We start from the raw sequence: 17186 nt of genomic DNA on the forward strand, positions 1-17186 counted from the left end.
ATAAATCTCCTGCCGACAACTGTCCTTTGTCCGGTATGCCCTATCTAAGATGTTCAACCAAGGCAGAGAGGGCATATGGTTTATGACGTCGCCGTCGTTGGATCGGGATTTTCGGCGATTGCCGAAACGGCCAACCTGTTACGGCTGCTCCCGGCCTCGTCATCGATCGCCGTCGTCGGCGATGACCCGGGGTTTGGCCGTGGAACAGCCTATCGAACCGAACTTCATATCCATCGTCTGAACGTGCCGGCCCAGCGTATGAGTATTTTCGCGGACCGTCCCGATGATTTTGCCGATTGGCTGCGCACGCGCGGAAAAGGCGTGCCGCCTGATGGCTTTGCGAGCCGCGATGATTTCGGTCGCTACCTTCGCGACAGGCTTGCGGCTCTTCTGCGCGAGCGCGACCGGCCTGTGCTGCATTTCATCAAGGCGAAGGCCGTTGCATGCGAGCAGTGCAGTGCGGCAAAAAATGCCTTCCGACTCGATAATGGTTCGCTCCTCGAAGCAACCAACGTTGTCCTGTGCCTCGGCATCGGGAACGCGGATGTATCGGTTGACGTGACTCATATTGAAGGGCCGATGCGCGAGCGTATCGTCACCAATCCATGGCGATTGGGTTGGTTGTCGCATGTGAAACCCTCTCAGACCGTCTGTATCCTCGGGTCAGGCCTGACCATGGTCGACCAGGTCCTTGCGCTGCGGGCGCACGGTCACCGCGGCCCGATCCGCGTCCTGTCTCGCCGTGGACTCTTGTCGCACGCCCACGCCGATTCAAAAGTCGAGCCTATCGCACCGACACTGCCCGCCTCGCGGGATATGAGCGCTCTTCTTGCTTCTCTGCGACAGCAGGTGCGTGCTGGAGCGGACTGGCGTGGCGTCATGGATGGCTTGCGCCCTTTGACGCAAAGGCTCTGGCAGGAATTGTCGCCCGCGCAGAAAAGCCGCTTTCTTCGCCATGCCTTGCCTTGGTGGAACATCCACCGTCACCGTCTTGCACCGTTGGTCGCATCGCGCCTCGACGCCTTAGGAAAAAGCGGAGCGCTCCGCGTGTACAAGGGCTACATCAAGGATATTGAGGCGGCGAAGTGCAAGCTGGTCGCCTCCTTCCGGCCGCGCGGCGAAAGCGGTCTCGCGCAGCTCGAGGCTGATTGGGTGGTCAATTGCACGGGGATGGAGCGCGCGGGCATCCGCCATTCGCCGCTGCTTCGCCAGATGCTGCAAGATGGCTCGATCAGGGCGGATGAACTCGGTCTGGGAATTTGTGTCGACCAGAGCGCACAGATCGTGGATCGCAACGGCGTTGTCCAGCCGGGCCTTTTCGCCCTGGGTGCACTGACCGCCGGACAGTTCTGGGAAATTACCGCCGTCCCGGATATCCGCGTTCAGGCCCGCAGTGTCGCAGAGCAGATAGCGGCCAACTTGGCCGTTTAGCCAACTCGTGAAATGGACATTCTCCCTGCGAACAAAACAACTCGCCTACACCAGATGATCGCAGGGTCAACGCATAGCAAAACCGATGGACGGGTTTATGACTGAAATATCGGCTAAACTCTTTCACAAGTTGGAGCCTCCGGCAGCCCCGGTGCGGTTCACTTCATCTATCTCACAGGTGCAATGATCTCGGTTTGATGAATGTCGGTTGTACCGCAATCACCGATGCAGGCCCTGCAGCATAACAGGCGACCTCATCGAGCTGATTTTGCATTTTGAAGTTCCATAATGGAACTACGCTACATTCGCCAAGCTCCAGTGCGAATAGCTACAAGTCTCAGTGCAATCAGGCCCCCGCAACCAACGCATCGCACTCATCTGGTTTAAACTCAGACAAATCCGCATTGAACGTCTCCAGCATATCCTCGGATCCCGTTGCAATGCTGCGCTCATCACTCCAGCCGAGCCGGAAAGCCCGGTGCGCGCAGGTCGGTCTTGAGCAGGTCTTCCAGAAGCTTGGCGATCATCGGCGATTCAGCGTTGCCGCCGTAAGCCGCCTTTGCGGCAACGTAGGTTTGCTGGGTGACCCCCGCAAGGTCGAGCGGGACGCCGAATTCACGGCCGAACGCCATGGCAAATCCGAGATCCTTCAGTGCCAAGTCAATGTTGAAGGCGACATCGTACGATCCGTTCAGGATGAGCGCGCCCTCCGTCTCGTGGACGAAGGAGTTGCCGGAGGAAGCCTTTATGGCGTGCCAGGCTTGACCGAGATCGAGGCCGCCGCGCCGGGCAAGCATTAGCGCTTCGCTGCATGCCTTGAGGTGGATGAAGGCCAGCATGTTGGTGATCACCTTGATGATCGCAGCATTGCCAAGCGTACCCATGTGAAAAATCTTGTTGCCCATGGCTTCGAGCGCCGGCAAATGGATATCAAAGAGCTCCTTGTCGCCGCCGGCAAGCATTGTGATCGTTCCATGCGCGGCAAGATGCACGCCACCCGTAACCGGTAGTTCCATCGTCCGCACGCCATGCTTCGCCGCCACGGCAGCGAGACGGAGAATTTCATCACGGCTGATCGTCGACATCTCAATCCAGGTCGATCCGGGTCTCAGGCCGGAAAGCAACTGGGTAAGAACCAGCTCGGAAACAGATGGTGAGGGCAGGCAGGTGATCACTGCATCGCACTGCCGCGCCATGTCTTCCGGAGAATCTGCCCAAGTGGCCCCATCTGCAACGAGGCGATCTGAAAGATGTTTGTGACGATCATGCACAACTACCTTGAAGCCGGCCTTGAGGAGGCTGGCAACGAGGTGCCCTCCGAGATTTCCTAGCCCGATATAGCCGTAGATCATTAGCGTTTGATCCTTGTTAAACCAAAGGGTGAATTTGGAAGCGGAGGAGAAACCACCACGCAGCAGAGCCTGATTTTTCTCAGCCCGCAGCCATGCTATTCCGCGGCCGCCGTGGTCGGTATTTGCGCCGCCACTCTCGTTTTCGTCCGTGACTTCAGAAGACCTATGGCAACCAGGCCAAGGGTACCGGACGCGGCGATGAAGCCAAAGTACATCTGATAAACTGCGAGTCCCGTATGGTGATCAGCAAGGTACCCATTCAATTTAGGGAGATAAATGTCAGGTGTATATGCGATCAGGGAAATCACGCCGATGGCGAGGCCTGTCACTCGGGTGGGGATATGGCGACTTTCCAGGATCGACCAATACAAGTCTCGAGTGGCGTAGGTCATCACCCCGATCAGCAATACGACAAACAGCAAGACGGAACTGCCGGCCGCCGATGGCAGAAACATGAGCGCCAGCAGCCCGAGAATGCTCAATGTCATCGTAATCGCCAGTACATTTTCCCGGCCTATCTTGTCGCCCAGAAAACCAGCCCCCAGACCACCGATTGGACGCATCCACAACTTCGCTACGGTGATAAACGCGGCGGCGCTTGCCGTCATCGTGTATTTTTCCTGCAGGAAAGCGGAGAAGGAATAGGTCGCCCAAAACAACTGATAACCACAAAGAATGATAATGGCGATGAGCCAAAGCTCGGGCACTGCGAGGAGGAACCTGAGATCAGCCAGTAGATTGTTCTCGCTTGCAGCGGTCTTGACGGGGGTGTCATCTCTCAAACGTAGGAATAGGAAACACAAGACCCCAACTGCAAAGCTGTTGTAGACATAAAGTATGATGACCGATGGCAGGGTCTCCGCTGCAGCGAGGCCTTTACCATCAACGTAGTAGCTAAACAGCGCAACCGCGGCGGTAGCCAGGATAGCTTCCACAAGGCCACGCATCCCTTCCAGGCCGCCAAAGAATCGTCCCTGCTCATGGGGCCGAGCCAGCATCTTGACGCCCTTCAGGAGCGCCGCCCAGAAGGTCAGACCGGATGAGATGCCCCAGCCAAGAAATATCCAATACAAGGCCGATCTATCCGGAATGCTGGCATACCAAAGACCTAGAATCCCGGTGAAGATCATCGAGAAGGTCAAGAGCAGGCGCGGCGAGACGCTGTCCGCCAGCCAACCGCTCGGCAGATAGGTGAGCAGAAACATCGTCCCGAGCATCGAATAATAGGTACCAAGTTCAGAGCTGGAGATGTGGAAGGTTTCGAGAATTGTGGTTTCGAAGTTCTGGCGAAGATAAATCAGCGGATAGATCGAGCCCGCCGCAAGCAGCAGGATGAAAAATTGAAAGTAGCGCTGGAGGCCAGACTGGTGCGGTTGCGCATTGCTGATGCCTGTGGCCGGACTGAATCTAGCCATCGCCTTAACTCCTCCCGAGAGTGTGAAGCTGTGAAACCGTGCGGTTAGTGAGGTGGGGTGAAAGACCAGGTCACCCGCCAGAGCGGGTGTAGGCTTAAACGCGGATGGAGCTACGAACCTTCAGTTCCTGGTAGTCCTCGAGCCCGAAGATCCCACCCTCGCGGCCATTGCCCGATTGTTTGTAGCCGCCAAAGGGAGAGCCGTAGTTCGTGGCCTGCCCATTTATCGCCACGGTGCCCGCGCGAAGGGCGTCAGCAACGCGCTCAGCCCGAGCTAGGTCCCCGGTTTGCAGATAAGCGGCTAGGCCAAAATCGCTGTCATTTGCAATGGCGATAGCCTCAGCTTCGGTATCGAAGGGAATGATCACTAGAACCGGACCGAAGATTTCTTCGCGCGCAATCCGCATCTCGTTGGTCACGTCGGCAAAGACTGTTGGTTTGACAAAGCATCCCTTCTCCAGCCCTTCGGGCTTGCCAGTCCCCCCCGCCAAAAGGCGCGCACCTTCATCGATACCCATCTTGATCATGGTCTGCACACGGTCGAACTGAATTTGGCTGAACAAGGGACCAATATGATCGCCGGGCTTGGCGGGATCGTCGACCATTTGCGTCTCTGCAACCTTCTTTGCGATTTCGAGAACGCGATCGTAGACGCTTCTTTCAACCAGCATCCGAGTGGGTGCGTTGCACGACTGTCCAGTATTATAAAAACAATGGGCGACAGATGCAGCAACACGCGTTTCCAAATCGGCGTCGGCAAAGACCAAGTTCGGGGATTTGCCGCCCAGTTCCAGCGTTACTCGCTTGACCGTATCCGCGGCATCCTTTGAAACTGAGATGCCGGCGCGTGTGGATCCCGTGAATGACATCATCGCGATATCACGATGGCGCGACATTGCACTGCCCACCTCCTGCCCATCGCCGAAGACGAGATTGAACACGCCCGCCGGATAGCCTGCCTCGTGCACGATCTCGGCAAACAGCGCCGCTGACAGGGGCGCATATTCTGACGGCTTGAGCACGCATGTCGCTCCCGTGGCAAAGGCGGGCACGACTTTCAGCGCTATTTGGCTGATCGGCCAGTTCCATGGAGTAATCAGCCCGCAAACCCCGATTGGTTCAAGAAGCAGTGTGTCGCCATTGGCCAATATCTCGCGCTCGGACTGGCCTTGGAGCGCGGCGATAAACGCCTCGATATGTTCGACGCCGCAAAAAGCCTGCTGTTCTCGCGCCATGCTAATCGGTGCGCCCATTTCCGTGCTTATCGCCTGTGCCATTTCCTCCAGCCGAGAGGAAAGTACCGCTTTCAGCCGCTCCAGCAGAGCAATCCGTTCTTCTTTGCTTGTCTTCGAAAACGTGTCGAACGCAAGCTTTGCCGCCGCCACTGCCGCGTCGACATCCCGGCTGTCGCCTAGAATTACCTCACCAACAACTTCGCAGTTGGCGGGGTTTGTGATGGCAAGCGGTGTGCCTGATACGGGCGCGACCCAGGCGCCACCAATATAGAATTTGTCCAGCTTCTTCATAAGTCTCTCATTCCGTTTGGATGCAGGTCAGGGCACGACCGGTTCGGTGACCAGGTTGAGGTGCAGTTCAGGCCCCATATAGGGGCTTTGGGCGATCGCCTGGTCGTTCAGGGTTACGCCGAGACCCGGAGCCGTGGGCGGTATAACGAAGCCGTTTTCCCAAACGATCGGCTCGTTTAGAAACCGCATGAAAGGACCATCGAAGCGGCCGATCGATTCAAGGATCAGAAAATTCGGGCTGCATGTCGCGATCTGGATGTTGGCGGCCGCCACAACCGGCCCGCAGTAGAGGTGCGGAGCGATCTGCGCCGCTCGCGTCTCCGCCATCCCGGCGATCTTTTTGGCTTCCAGCATGCCGCCGACACGGCCGAGATTCATTTGCAGGATCGAGGCCGCACCCGCCTCAAGCAGACGGGCAAATTCGTGCTTCGTCGTTAATCGCTCTCCTGCTGCGACAGGGATCGAAGTGAAGCGTGCCACCTCGGCCATGTCGGCGGGATTTTCCGGCGGGATGGGCTCCTCGAACCAGAGCGGGTCGTAAGCTTCCAGTCGCCGCGCCAGGCGTTTGGCGCCGGAAACGGTGAACTGACCATGGGTGCCGAACAGAAGGTCGGCCCCGTTTCCCACGGCTTGCCGGATACGTTTGCAGAACGCTTCAGACCGCCACAAATCTTCCATGCGCGGCTGATGACCGTCATAGATCGTATAAGGGCCGGCCGGATCGAACTTCACGGCCGTGAAGCCCTCTTCAACGGCGGAAGCGGCGACTTCGGCGGCTATATCCGGATCGTTATAGACGTTGGGAAGGCTCGGATCAGGATAAACGTCACCATGCGGAGGATAAAGATAGGTGTAGCTGCGCAGCCGCTCGTGAACCTTGCCGCCAAGCAATTGGTAGACAGGCTGGTCGGCCGCCTTGCCTATGATATCCCAGCAAGCCATTTCGAGGCCACTCAGGACGCCCATCACGGTCACGTCAGGGCGCATCGTGAAGCCGGCGCCATAGCATCTGCGCCACATCCGTTCGATATGATGTGGATCGTTGCCTTCGAACTGGCGGGTGAACATGTCGACGGCCATCGCCGCGCAAAGGTCCGGACCGAAGGTGGCGTTGTAAACTTCGCCCACGCCGCTGATACCGCAAGCGGTGGTCAGGCGGACGAATATAAAATACCGGCCGCCGTGTCGCGGCGGCGGGTTGGCGACAACGAAAGTCTCTATCCGATCAAGCTTCATGAACTGGGCCCTTTGCGATCACGCATCTTGTAAAATCAGCTCGGCAGCTCGCGCGGCCAGCATGATGGTTGGACCGTTGGTGTTGCCGGACGTGACATTGGGAAAGGCCGACGCATCGACAACGCGAAGCCCCTTCATCCCATGAACACGCAAGCGTGCGTCTAAAACGGAATCGCTCGCATCATGACCCATCCGGCAAGTGCAACTTGGATGGAAAACTGTGCCCGCGCGGCTACGAAAGTTCTCCAGTAGCGCAGCATCGTCCATGGTGGCGATGTCTGGCTGAAGTGGCGCCTCGGTCACTGCGCGGATAGCTTTTGTCTGCGCCAATTTCTTAAGAAGGCGGCTGGCGTTGATCACCGTTTCGCAATCCTCAGAAGTAGCTAGCGAATTTGGCTGGATCAGCGGCGGGTCTGCGGGATTGGCCGACGCAATTGTCACCTGACCCCGGCTCGTTGGACGGCTGGGTTGGACGCACAGGAGAAACCCCGGAGCAGGATCCACGGCCACCGCGCCTGAAGTGTGTGTGATGTAAGACATCGGATTGCAGTACACCTGCACATCGGGAACTTCCGATACCGGCGATGAACGGACGTATCCGCTAATCTGATTGACAGGTATACTCAGCGGTCCGTTGCGCGTCAGGATGTAGCGGAGCCCGGCCAATATCCTGCCAAGGCCGGTGCCCAAGGTGTTGTTCAATGTAGGCTCATTCGCGCGATAGTATTGTGAAACCGCCAAATGATCTTGCAAGCCCTTGCCGACTTCAGGCAGTTCATTCAAGACCTCAATGCCATGCGCCTCCAGCAGTGCCACCGGGCCAATGCCTGACAGTTGCAGTATTTGGGGAGAATTAATGGCGCCCGCGGACAAGATTACTTCCTTGTTCGCCCTCACGAGATGTTGGGCGCCGCCTGATCGGAACTGGACGCCGGCCGCGCGCTCATTTTCAACGATGAGCCTGTCGACGAATGCCCGCGAGATGACGCGCAGATTTGATCGCTTCATTGCAGGCCGAAGGAATGCGTCCGCGGCCGACCAGCGTCGACCGTTGCGAACGGTGCTGCGCATGCGCATGAGCCCTTCGGCATCCTCACCGTTCAAGTTGCGGGCGACCGGCCACCCCATTTCACGTGCGGCATCCAGGAAGTTCAGCACAAAAGGGTGCATACCCGCACTGACGTCGCTCACCACCAGAGGCCCGCTTCCCTTTTCGATGGCACCCTCGACCTGGCATTCTAGCGCTTCATAGGATTTGCGGACGACGTCCCAGTTCCATCCAGTCGCACCTGCGCGCTCCCAATCGTCAAAGTCATGAGGCAAGCCCCTCAAATATGCCATCGCATTGATTGAGCTTGACCCCCCGATCACCCGTCCACGTGGCCAATATGCCTTCCGCCCATTGAGGCCGGGGTCGGGTTCGGTTGTATAACCCCAGTTCACGGCTCGATCGGCAAAGGTCTTCGCATATCCCAACGGGACCTTGATCCAGAATCGTGCGTCGCTGCCTCCAGCCTCGATCAGCAACACCTTGTGACGAGGGTTTTCACTCAGCTTGTTCGCCAAGACGCAGCCCGCGGATCCAGCGCCTATGATTATGTAATCAAATCGAACCTCATTCATCGCCGGATCAGCCTCCCAACTGACGTATCGACATTCGCGGTTATGGGGAGGTCTATCGCAGGCCTGTACTTACAACGCAAACAATGCTTTCTTAAGCATAGGCATAATTTTGATTGTAGGTATAGTATGAGTAGGCTGCCCCATGTCACATGGCTCCACAGCTTCGAAGCGGCGGCTAGACATGCCAGCTTTTCGGCAGCAGCAGAAGAGTTGGGGATGACCCCCGCAGCAGTTAGCCAGCAAATACGACTTTTGGAGCGCAAGCTCGGCACAGAATTGTTCGTGAGGCTTCCGCGGGGTGTGACCCTGACGGACACTGGCAAAGCATATGCCCAGCCCATCCGGCGATCGTTTGCAGACATGATGTCGGCCACGAACAGCTTGTTTCGAAATTCAAAGATGCGAACAGTGCGCGTCCGCGCTTCCATCTCGTTTGCAGGGCTTGTCATTGCGCCGCGTATTGCTGAATTCTATGCGTTGCATCCCGACATTTCGGTCCAGTTGACGTCCTTTGTATGGGCGGACAAGTTTGACGACGATCCGGCCGATATCGATATTCGTTATGGTACAGGTGACTGGGACGATGGCGCCGTGCAGCATCTCGGACATGAATACGCAATACCGGTTTGCCACCCGGACTATGCTGCATCCTTCCCGCAGCCGCTGACCATTCAAGCATTGGCTGCGGGAAGGATTATAAGCATAATGGGGTCTGAATCCGACTGGGTTCAATTGTCCGAACAGCACGGATTGAACCTTCAAACAACAGGTGACTGGTTCAAGGTGGACTCCTCGTTTATTGCACTGCAATCGGCGATCGCTCGGGCCGGTTCCGTGATGGTGCTTAAGCGCTTCGCGGACCATTACCTCGAGCAGGGAATTCTAATCGCGCCCTTTGAGTATCGGCTTCCAATCAGATTGGCCCATTTCTTAGTGCGCCACGGCAAATCTAATCCTCGTGAAGAGGTTCAGATTTTATCCGACTGGCTGATGACGGCTTTACCGTGAAAGCTCGGGAGGCAGATATATGCCGTCCTTGGATGCCTGTCCGTCCGCTCAAACGCAAGATCCGCACATCCGCGACAACAATGCGGCCGGGGCCGCGTACCTTATGATTTCGGCTCATCAGCGATGATGCGTTCGATCGCTTCCAGATCACATTTCTCGTCGACATCAACCGCAACCCGCCGCGACCGACCCAAATACAGAAACCCAAAACCGCTGGAGCGAACTCAAAACTGGATAAAACTTGGGGGCAAGGTCACTCGGGTCTATTCGAAGTCTTTCGGTGTGAATCGCATATCATTCCGCTGAAATTTCCTTCAGGCCGTAACCGATACGGTACCGAAAAAGTCCCATCCACTGCCCGTCCTTCAGCACGACCCTCTGCTGCAGATCACCCAACGCATCAAAATGCCGTGCAACAGCGGGAGCATTCAGGGCGTCGGTATCGAAGGACAGCAGGATCGCGTCGCGTCCTTGAAAATCCTCGGGCCTGTACCAACGGCCGTACATGAGGCTGGGTTGACCGATGACGCCGCGTCCGACCGAGCCGGCGGCTTGCTCATTCTCCCTGGCGTAGAAAGCAAGTTCGCTGGCCATATTGTATTTGTCCATTGCTACGAGGATTGGTTTTCTACCCGTCTCGCGTTCGACCGCATCGCGGATGGATGCGACCTGACGGCCGAACTCACTCCAGGCTACGGGCTGTTTCGGCAGGCTGAGGTTTCCCTGAAGCACCGGGCCGAAAGCCATCAGGTTCAACGCAAGTCCGAACAACAGAAGGCAGATGGCGATGGTTGCGATGGTGACATGGCGTATTGTACGGGCGAAGCGGGTCGGCTGCCCGGCCAGAGCCACGATCGCTGCAGCCATGGAGGGTATCGCCATCAGCCAGACCGGCCCCGTCCAGTTGAGCTTTGTATCGCCGAGAAAGCTGGCGATGACGAAAATTCCGAACGGCACTGCCAGGAAGCCGACCGTAAAGCAGGCGTTTCGACGCCTTTCGTCCGCGTCACCGATCTCCCGAAGTCGATACACCAGGATTGCGAGCGCGGCCGTCAGGCCGATCGGCGTCAAAAGGCCTGATGCGTTGATCAGGAGGACAGGCAGATTGAACGTGATTTCGCCTGCAAGCCGATCCGTGCTCTGGAAAGCGAAAGATGCAAGTCCATTCTGGATGTTCCAGTAGATCACGGGTGAGAAGATCAGAAGTGCAAGGCAGGCGGCGAGATAGGGATGCGGCCGTGTGAACCATCGACGGGCATCCGGATCGACGATCATCACGGCCAGCGCCGCAGGGTCGAGAAGCGCAATGGTATATTTCGACAGCATGCCGATACCGATACAGGCGGCTGCGCCATACCAGCTCCGAGCCCGGCCATCGATTATGGCGCCGTGGAGAAAGTAGAGGGTGCCGGCCCAGGCCGCCGTCAGCGGAGCGTCCGGGGTCATGACAAAGCCGATCGAGAAGAAGAAGGGCATCGTCGCCAGAAGCATGAGGCTGATGATGGCTGTGGTCGCATCGAACAGTCGGAGTGTCAGCCGGAAAGTGAAAAGGGCTGCGACGGCCCAGCACAGGCTGGCCATGATCCTGACGCCGAATTCGGTGTCTCCGAAGATCGCCGTGCTGCTCCAGATGAGCCAGGCGACCATGGGCGGATGGTCGAGATAGCCGATATCCAGATGCTGTGCATAATTCCAGTAATAGGCTTCCTGCGGGATCAGGTCGACCACGCCGATGAAGGTCAGGCGCAGAATGACGACATAGGCGATGATGCCGAGCGCGGTGATGCGCCACCTGATCGTTCCGCTCCGCTGCGGGGAGCGCGGTTGCCAGACAAAGAGAGTGGACCCGATGAAGTTGACGGCGGATGCAACACCGATGGCGGCGAGCATCGCGAGCGGTACAGGTATTTGATCGACGCTCGTCAGACCGGCCAGAATGCCGCCGCGGATGAAAAGTGCGAGCAGGCAAATGGCGAAGTAGCGTGCGGAGAGGATCAGCCATTCCCGTCCGGATCGTTCCCTTACCTTCGACAGCCACCGTGATCCGAGGAGCAGGTTGGATATCGTCGCCGCAGCAAAGCTGATGATATGGGCGATGGCGATCGACATCCCCATCTGCCTCAGGATCTGGAATATCAGGAAATCGACGCCGATCCCGATCAGTCCTGTCAGCGCAAAGAGCAGGACAGTGCGCGCGGAGACCCGGCCGCCGGCGAGCACGACGAGCCTCTGGAGATAGGCAAACAATTGCGACAAGCCGATCTTCGAATGGCCGAGCGTGCGGTCGATAAAGGCGATCGGGACCTCCGTGGTTCTCAAAGTCCCGCCGCCGGCCGCAATGATTTCCAGCCCGATCTTGAAGCCGGCCGCCTGCGGGTCGATCGCCAGCAATCGCTCGCGCTTCACTGCAAAAAAGCCAGACATCGGGTCGCGGACATCGGTCAACGGCCGCGCCAGGAGGCCGCCGAGGCGTGAGAGTAGACGGCGGTGCATGGGCCAGCCCGGTGTTTCACCACCTGGAACATAGCGGCTTCCGATCGCCATATCGGCCATGTCGTTGAGAACGGGTTCGACCAGCGGGAGAAGGCGATCGGCCGGATGGCTGAGGTCGGCATCCATGACGACGATCACATCTGACGTGGCGAGCAAGGCCGCATCGAGCACATCACCGGCCAGGCCTCTTTTACCATCGCTCTGGATGAGACTGACATTCGCGCTCGCCTCCCATTGGCGAACACGATCTTGCGTGCCGTCCGTCGAGCCGCCATCAGCGACAAGAATCTCGAAGGCAAGATCATGGCGTTCTTGGGCGGTGATCGCCAGCAGGACATGGTCGATATTTTCAAGTTCGTTCAGCGTCGGCACGATGACCGAGACGCGACGGACTGCGGATGGCGTAGAATGGAATGAAGTGGCTTCGTCTGGAGGTGGGACGGATACGAGCTGAAGCATCGGGAGCGCCTGACTTGGTTCAAGGGCCTCCAGAACTAGGCAATCGCGAGCGTCTCCATCGCTACGTTTTGTTGCGAAATATTTTGACGTCTGGCGAAATTGCGGCTGCCGACGGTCGCCGGGCCTGCCGAATATCGGGGCGGGCCAGCCTCGCAACATTTCTTAAAACGATGAAACGGCGCGCCTGCCGATCCTCCCTATGCTGCCATCATGAAGAGTGCGCCACACAGGGACAGCACCCAGAATGGAAGGATCGACGATGGTACGGGTTCGGATTGAGCATCTTTCGCAATGGTGCGGCAGGGCGTTTCTCGCCGCCAGTGTTGCGATAATTTCGCCTTCGATGGTCCGCGCGCAGGATGCCATGCCAGTCACGGTGGTGCGTGCGGAGCGCAGCGAAATCAGCGAAAGCATCCCGGTGGTCGGCCGGTTGGCGGCGCGAGAAGAGATCGCCGTGCATCCGCTGGTCTTCGGCAGGCAAGTCACCGATGTTCTTGTCGACGCCGGTGATGTCGTCGCGAAGGGGCAGGCGCTGGCGATCCTCGATACAGCGGAGGCGCGTATCCTGCTCGACAAGAATGCGGTCAGCAGTATTCGTGCGCAGGCGGCCGTCCTTGTGGAGGATCGGAAAGTCGAAGTCGCCCGCGTGGTCGAGCGCGAGGCCTTGAAACGGGTCCAGCGAAGCCGTGCTCTGCACGCCAAGCAGGCGCTCGCCGAACAGGTTCTCGATGACCATGAGAATGCCTATGCACGCGCGGTCGCCGAACTGGAGCTTGCGCGCCAGGCACTGGCACTTGGACAAGCTGACGAGAAACTGATCGAGCGCGAGCGGCAAGAAATCGAGCTTGCGATCGAACGGAGCACCGTGCGTGCGCCGCGCGCCGGCAGGATTCTCAGCCGCGATGCGCGGATCGGTTCGACGACATCGGAAGCTTCACCGCCTTTTTTCGTTCTGGGAGAGAACGATACGATCGAAATGCTTGCCGAGGTGACGCAAAATAATTTCGTTGGTCTTCGGGAAGGAATGGTGGCGAGGATTACGATCCCGGGCGAGAGCCGGACCATCGGGGGCACGATCCGATTGAAGGCGGCAAGGCTCGATACCGCGACGGGAAGCGCGTTGGTCCGCATCCAGCTCGCGGATACGGCAGATCTGGCGCCGGGCATGTTCATCAGGGCCGCGATCGAGACATCGGCGAGGAACAGCGTTCTCGTTCCGGTTTCAGCGGTCCGGAACACCGGGACGGGGCCTGTCGTCTATGTGGTGAAGGACGACACAGTCGCCATGCGCACGGTATCGACGGGCCCACGCCAGGACGATCGGATCGAAATCCGCGACGGGTTGAGCGCGGGGGAACTGGTCGTGCTCAAGGCAGGCGGTTTTTTCAAGGGGCGCGAACACGTCCAGCCGCTGGTTGCCGATATCTCGGGTGACCTTCCGCAGGATGTTTCCGCGACCGTGGTTCTACAGGATCCGGCGGAAGCGGTACGGTGATGAAAGCCAATATTTCCGCCTGGGCGATCCGCAATCCGCTGCCGTCGATCCTTCTTTTCGTGATCCTGACGGTCGTCGGTCTCTACAGCTTCAGCCGTCTCCCGGTCACCTATTTCCCGACCATCATCACCCCGACAGTCAAGGTTACCGTCGAGCAATCCGGCACCACCCCGACGGAACTGGAGACGGAGGTCACGCGCCCGGTCGAGGATGCGATTGCGAGCCTGCCCGGCATTGATGAACTGACGTCCAGCGTCGTACAGGGCGTTTCGGTGACGACCGTGGAATTCGAACTGGGCGTCGTGTCGCCGGACAGGGCGATCGCCGATGTGCGGGATGTGGTCGCGAAAATCCGGTCCGATCTTCCGGCCGATATCGACGAACCGGTGATCGAGCGTGTCGAGGAAGAGGCGCAGTCCGTGGTCAGCTATGCCGTGACGGGCAAGGGCATGAGTTGGGCGGAGCTTTCCTGGTTTATCGAGGATGTCGTTGCGCGTGATCTCCAGGGCGTGGCCGGCGTCGGTCGTGTCGATAGAATCGGCGGCGTCGATCGCGAAATCCAGGTCGAGCTTGATGCCGCGCAGATGCAGTCCCTTTCTTTGACAGCGGCGGCGGCAACACAGGCCCTGTTCCGAACCCAGGTCGAGCGGTCGGGCGGCAGGACGCAGCTCAGTGAGCGGGAACAGGGCGTTTCCACCATGGCCGCTGCCCGCTCGGCCGCGGATCTGGCCGATTTGCACATCCCCTTGCCAGACAATCGAAGTGTCCGTCTGGGCGACCTTGGCCATGTCCGTGACACTGTCGCCGAGCCGCGATCCTTCGCCACCTTCGATGGCGCCGATGTCGTCGGTTTCTCGGTCTATCGCACACAGGGAGCAAGCGATGTCAGCGTTGCTGCTGGCGTTGCCCAGGCGATCGAAGACCTCGAGGCAAAACACACAGGCGTGGGCTTTCGGCTGGTAGAAGACAATGTCGCTTACACGATCGGAAATTACCGCTCGGCGATGCAGACGCTGATCGAGGGCGCCGCGCTCGCGGTCGTCATTGTCTTCATCTTCCTGCGGGACTGGCGCGCGACGCTTGTCGCTGCCGTTGCACTGCCCTTGTCCGTTATCCCGACCTTCTTCGTCATCGCCCATCTCGGCTTTTCGCTGAACATATTGAGCCTTCTGGCGATCACCTTGGTCACCGGCATCCTTGTCGATGATGCGATCGTCGAGATCGAAAACGTCGTGCGTCATCGCAATATGGGCAAGTCAGCCTACCGTGCCGCCCTTGATGCCTCTGATGAGATCGGCCTGGCGGTGATCGCCATATCGGCAACAATCATCGCCGTTTTTGTGCCCGTCGGCACGATGACGGGTGTCGTCGGTCTCTATTTCCGTGAGTTTGGCCTGACGGTTGCGATTGCGGTATTCTTCTCGCTCGTCGTCGCCCGGCTGATCACGCCGATCATGGCCGCCTATTTGATGAAGGGTCATGCAGCTTCGTCGGAAAAGCTGGGGCGTGTTGCATCGGCCTATGAGCGCCTTCTGCAGGTCAGCCTCCGCTGGCGCTGGACGACAGCAGGGATTTCCATTGGTGTCTTCGTCGCGGCGGTGATGATCATCGCTTCGTCGCCCACCGGCTTTCTGCCGGATGAGGACAACGGACGCCTGACGCTGACCGTTGAATTGCCCCCGGGATCGACCCTCGACGATACCCGCGCCGTCACCGACGAGATTGCGAAGCGTCTCGGACAGGATGAAGACGTCGAGGGTGTGTTTGCCCGCGCCGGGTCGAGCATGGGCGGCCAGTCCGATGTGCGCTATGCCGTCATGCTGGTCGATCTGACGCACAAGTCCGAACGCAAGCGATCGCTGTCGGAAATGGAGTCGGATCTGGATGTGCGACTGGCATCGCTGCCTGACGCCAAGATGCGTTTTCTCAACAGCCGCGGCGCGCGTGATCTCTCCTTCGCGGTTCTCGGTTCGGATGGTGCAGCCGTCGAGGCGGCCGCGAATGCGATTGTCGAAGCTCTGTCCGCCGATTCTGACTTCATCGATCCGACCGCCGATGGCGCCCTGACGAGCCCGCAACTGACGATGGATGTGATGGCCGACAAGGCCGCCAGCTTCGGCGTTTCTCCGGCAGCGGTCGCGGAAGCCATTCGCGTGTCGACGGTTGGCGACGTCGATGACCGACTGCCGAAGCTGATCGAGGGGAGCCGGCAGATCCCGATCCGTCTGCTTCTAGACCGAAGCCAGCGCGACGATCTCGCTATTCTGCAAAATTTGTCCGTTGCATCCGACACCGGCGCCAGCGTGCCGCTCTCGGCTGTCGCGACGTTTTCGTTTGGCGAGACGATATCGTTCATCGATCGGTTTGATCGCCAGCGTCGCATCGAGATCGGCGCGGATATGGCGAACGGGCTCACCCCGGGGCAGGGGCTGGAGCGCCTCGATACGCTTGCGCCTGTAAAAAACCTCGCCAGTGGTGTGACCCTTCAGGCGACGGGTGATTCCGACAGTGAGGGCGATGTGTTCGAAAGCTTCATCGTGGCGATGGTCGCAGGGATCATGCTGGTCTTGTGTGTCCTCATCCTCTTGTTCGGTAACGTCCTAGCACCCTTCACCATCCTGGCGTCGCTGCCACTTGCGATTGCCGGCGTTGCCGCCGCGCTGTTTATCAGTGGCGGCGCCGTTTCCCTTCCGGTCGTCATCGGGATTCTGATGCTGATGGGTATCGTCACGAAGAATGCGATCATGCTGATTGATTTCGCTATCGAGCGGGAACGAGAGGGCCTGAGCAGGGTCGAGGCGATCCGCAGGGCCTGCCTGGAGCGGGCGCGGCCCATCGTGATGACGACCCTGGCAATGGTTGGCGGAATGCTGCCGTCAGCCATCGGTGTCGGCGACGGTGGAGAGTTTCGCTCACCGATGGCCATCACGGTGATCGGCGGACTGCTGGTCTCCACCGTTCTGTCGCTGCTGGTGATCCCGGCGCTTCACCTGATCGTCTCCGGCTTCGGCGATAGAATTCGGCGGGTGACGCGGACATTTTTCGATGTGCGGGAGCGGGAGGTTGCGTGACGACACCCATCCTCCGTTGTCTCCGACCATGGAAAACGGCTTGCCTTCGCAACAAAACTTAACACATTGAAATATTAA

The 17186-nt window shown here is 58.7% G+C and carries 10 protein-coding genes; 4 read left to right on the plus strand and 6 right to left on the minus strand.

Features of this window, described 5'->3' with window-relative positions; genetic code table 11:
• The first annotated feature begins 75 nt into the window (after positions 1-75).
• A complete protein-coding gene (locus BLX89_RS03625) occupies positions 76-1431 on the plus strand; it encodes an FAD/NAD(P)-binding protein (protein WP_075289304.1) in 1356 nt (451 codons plus the stop codon).
• Between the two features lie 452 nt (positions 1432-1883).
• On the opposite strand, the gene BLX89_RS03630 is transcribed toward BLX89_RS03625, so the two are convergent.
• The 5 genes from BLX89_RS03630 to BLX89_RS03650 form a co-directional block, all read right to left on the minus strand.
• The gene (locus BLX89_RS03630; protein WP_075289305.1) at positions 1884-2783 is read right to left on the minus strand and encodes an NAD(P)-dependent oxidoreductase; all 900 of its coding nucleotides are present in this window, start codon (positions 2781-2783) and stop codon (positions 1884-1886) included.
• A gap of 95 nt (positions 2784-2878) precedes the next feature.
• Positions 2879-4198 (minus strand): MFS transporter, encoded by a 1320-nt coding sequence (locus BLX89_RS03635; protein ID WP_075289306.1) that lies wholly within the window; start codon positions 4196-4198, stop codon positions 2879-2881.
• A 94-nt stretch (positions 4199-4292) separates the two neighbouring features.
• Complete coding sequence (locus BLX89_RS03640) at positions 4293-5723, minus strand: aldehyde dehydrogenase family protein (RefSeq protein WP_075289307.1); 1431 nt, start codon at positions 5721-5723, stop codon at positions 4293-4295.
• A gap of 27 nt (positions 5724-5750) precedes the next feature.
• Positions 5751-6959 carry a mandelate racemase/muconate lactonizing enzyme family protein gene (locus BLX89_RS03645; RefSeq protein ID WP_075289308.1) on the minus strand — a complete coding sequence of 403 codons (1209 nt, stop codon included), beginning with the start codon at positions 6957-6959 and terminating at the stop codon, positions 5751-5753.
• A gap of 18 nt (positions 6960-6977) precedes the next feature.
• On the minus strand, positions 6978-8582 hold the full coding sequence (locus BLX89_RS03650) for a GMC family oxidoreductase (RefSeq protein ID WP_075289309.1): 1605 nt from the start codon (positions 8580-8582) through the stop codon (positions 6978-6980).
• Between the two features lie 126 nt (positions 8583-8708).
• On the opposite strand from BLX89_RS03650, the gene BLX89_RS03655 reads away from it, so the two are divergent.
• Positions 8709-9590 (plus strand): LysR family transcriptional regulator, encoded by an 882-nt coding sequence (locus BLX89_RS03655; protein WP_075289310.1) that lies wholly within the window; start codon positions 8709-8711, stop codon positions 9588-9590.
• A 294-nt stretch (positions 9591-9884) separates the two neighbouring features.
• Here BLX89_RS03655 and BLX89_RS03665 read toward each other — a convergent pair whose 3' ends face one another.
• Positions 9885-12542, minus strand: a complete 2658-nt coding sequence (locus BLX89_RS03665) for a glycosyltransferase family 39 protein (protein WP_158025934.1) — start codon at positions 12540-12542, stop codon at positions 9885-9887.
• Positions 12543-12801: 259 nt separating this feature from the next.
• Here BLX89_RS03665 and BLX89_RS03670 point away from each other — a divergent pair, with 259 nt between their 5' ends.
• Both BLX89_RS03670 and BLX89_RS03675 read left to right on the plus strand, forming a co-directional pair.
• Complete coding sequence (locus BLX89_RS03670) at positions 12802-14037, plus strand: efflux RND transporter periplasmic adaptor subunit (RefSeq protein ID WP_210187152.1); 1236 nt, start codon at positions 12802-12804, stop codon at positions 14035-14037.
• Positions 14037-17108 carry an efflux RND transporter permease subunit gene (locus BLX89_RS03675; RefSeq protein ID WP_075289313.1) on the plus strand — a complete coding sequence of 1024 codons (3072 nt, stop codon included), beginning with the start codon at positions 14037-14039 and terminating at the stop codon, positions 17106-17108. Before BLX89_RS03670 ends, BLX89_RS03675 begins: the two co-directional genes overlap by 1 nt.
• Positions 17109-17186: the final 78 nt, after the last annotated feature.

Origin of the sequence: Pararhizobium arenae (genome assembly GCF_001931685.1) — a bacterium.
Taxonomy (GTDB): Bacteria; Pseudomonadota; Alphaproteobacteria; order Rhizobiales; family Rhizobiaceae; genus Pararhizobium; species Pararhizobium arenae.

Coding starts and splice junctions, on each gene's coding strand:
- BLX89_RS03625 (WP_075289304.1), top strand. CDS start 76: ATGGTTTATGACGTCGCCGTCGTTGGATCGGGATTTTCGGCGATTGCC.
- BLX89_RS03630 (WP_075289305.1), bottom strand. CDS start 2,783: ATGATCTACGGCTATATCGGGCTAGGAAATCTCGGAGGGCACCTCGTT.
- BLX89_RS03635 (WP_075289306.1), bottom strand. CDS start 4,198: ATGGCTAGATTCAGTCCGGCCACAGGCATCAGCAATGCGCAACCGCAC.
- BLX89_RS03640 (WP_075289307.1), bottom strand. CDS start 5,723: ATGAAGAAGCTGGACAAATTCTATATTGGTGGCGCCTGGGTCGCGCCC.
- BLX89_RS03645 (WP_075289308.1), bottom strand. CDS start 6,959: ATGAAGCTTGATCGGATAGAGACTTTCGTTGTCGCCAACCCGCCGCCG.
- BLX89_RS03650 (WP_075289309.1), bottom strand. CDS start 8,582: ATGAATGAGGTTCGATTTGATTACATAATCATAGGCGCTGGATCCGCG.
- BLX89_RS03655 (WP_075289310.1), top strand. CDS start 8,709: ATGAGTAGGCTGCCCCATGTCACATGGCTCCACAGCTTCGAAGCGGCG.
- BLX89_RS03665 (WP_158025934.1), bottom strand. CDS start 12,542: ATGCTTCAGCTCGTATCCGTCCCACCTCCAGACGAAGCCACTTCATTC.
- BLX89_RS03670 (WP_210187152.1), top strand. CDS start 12,802: ATGGTACGGGTTCGGATTGAGCATCTTTCGCAATGGTGCGGCAGGGCG.
- BLX89_RS03675 (WP_075289313.1), top strand. CDS start 14,037: ATGAAAGCCAATATTTCCGCCTGGGCGATCCGCAATCCGCTGCCGTCG.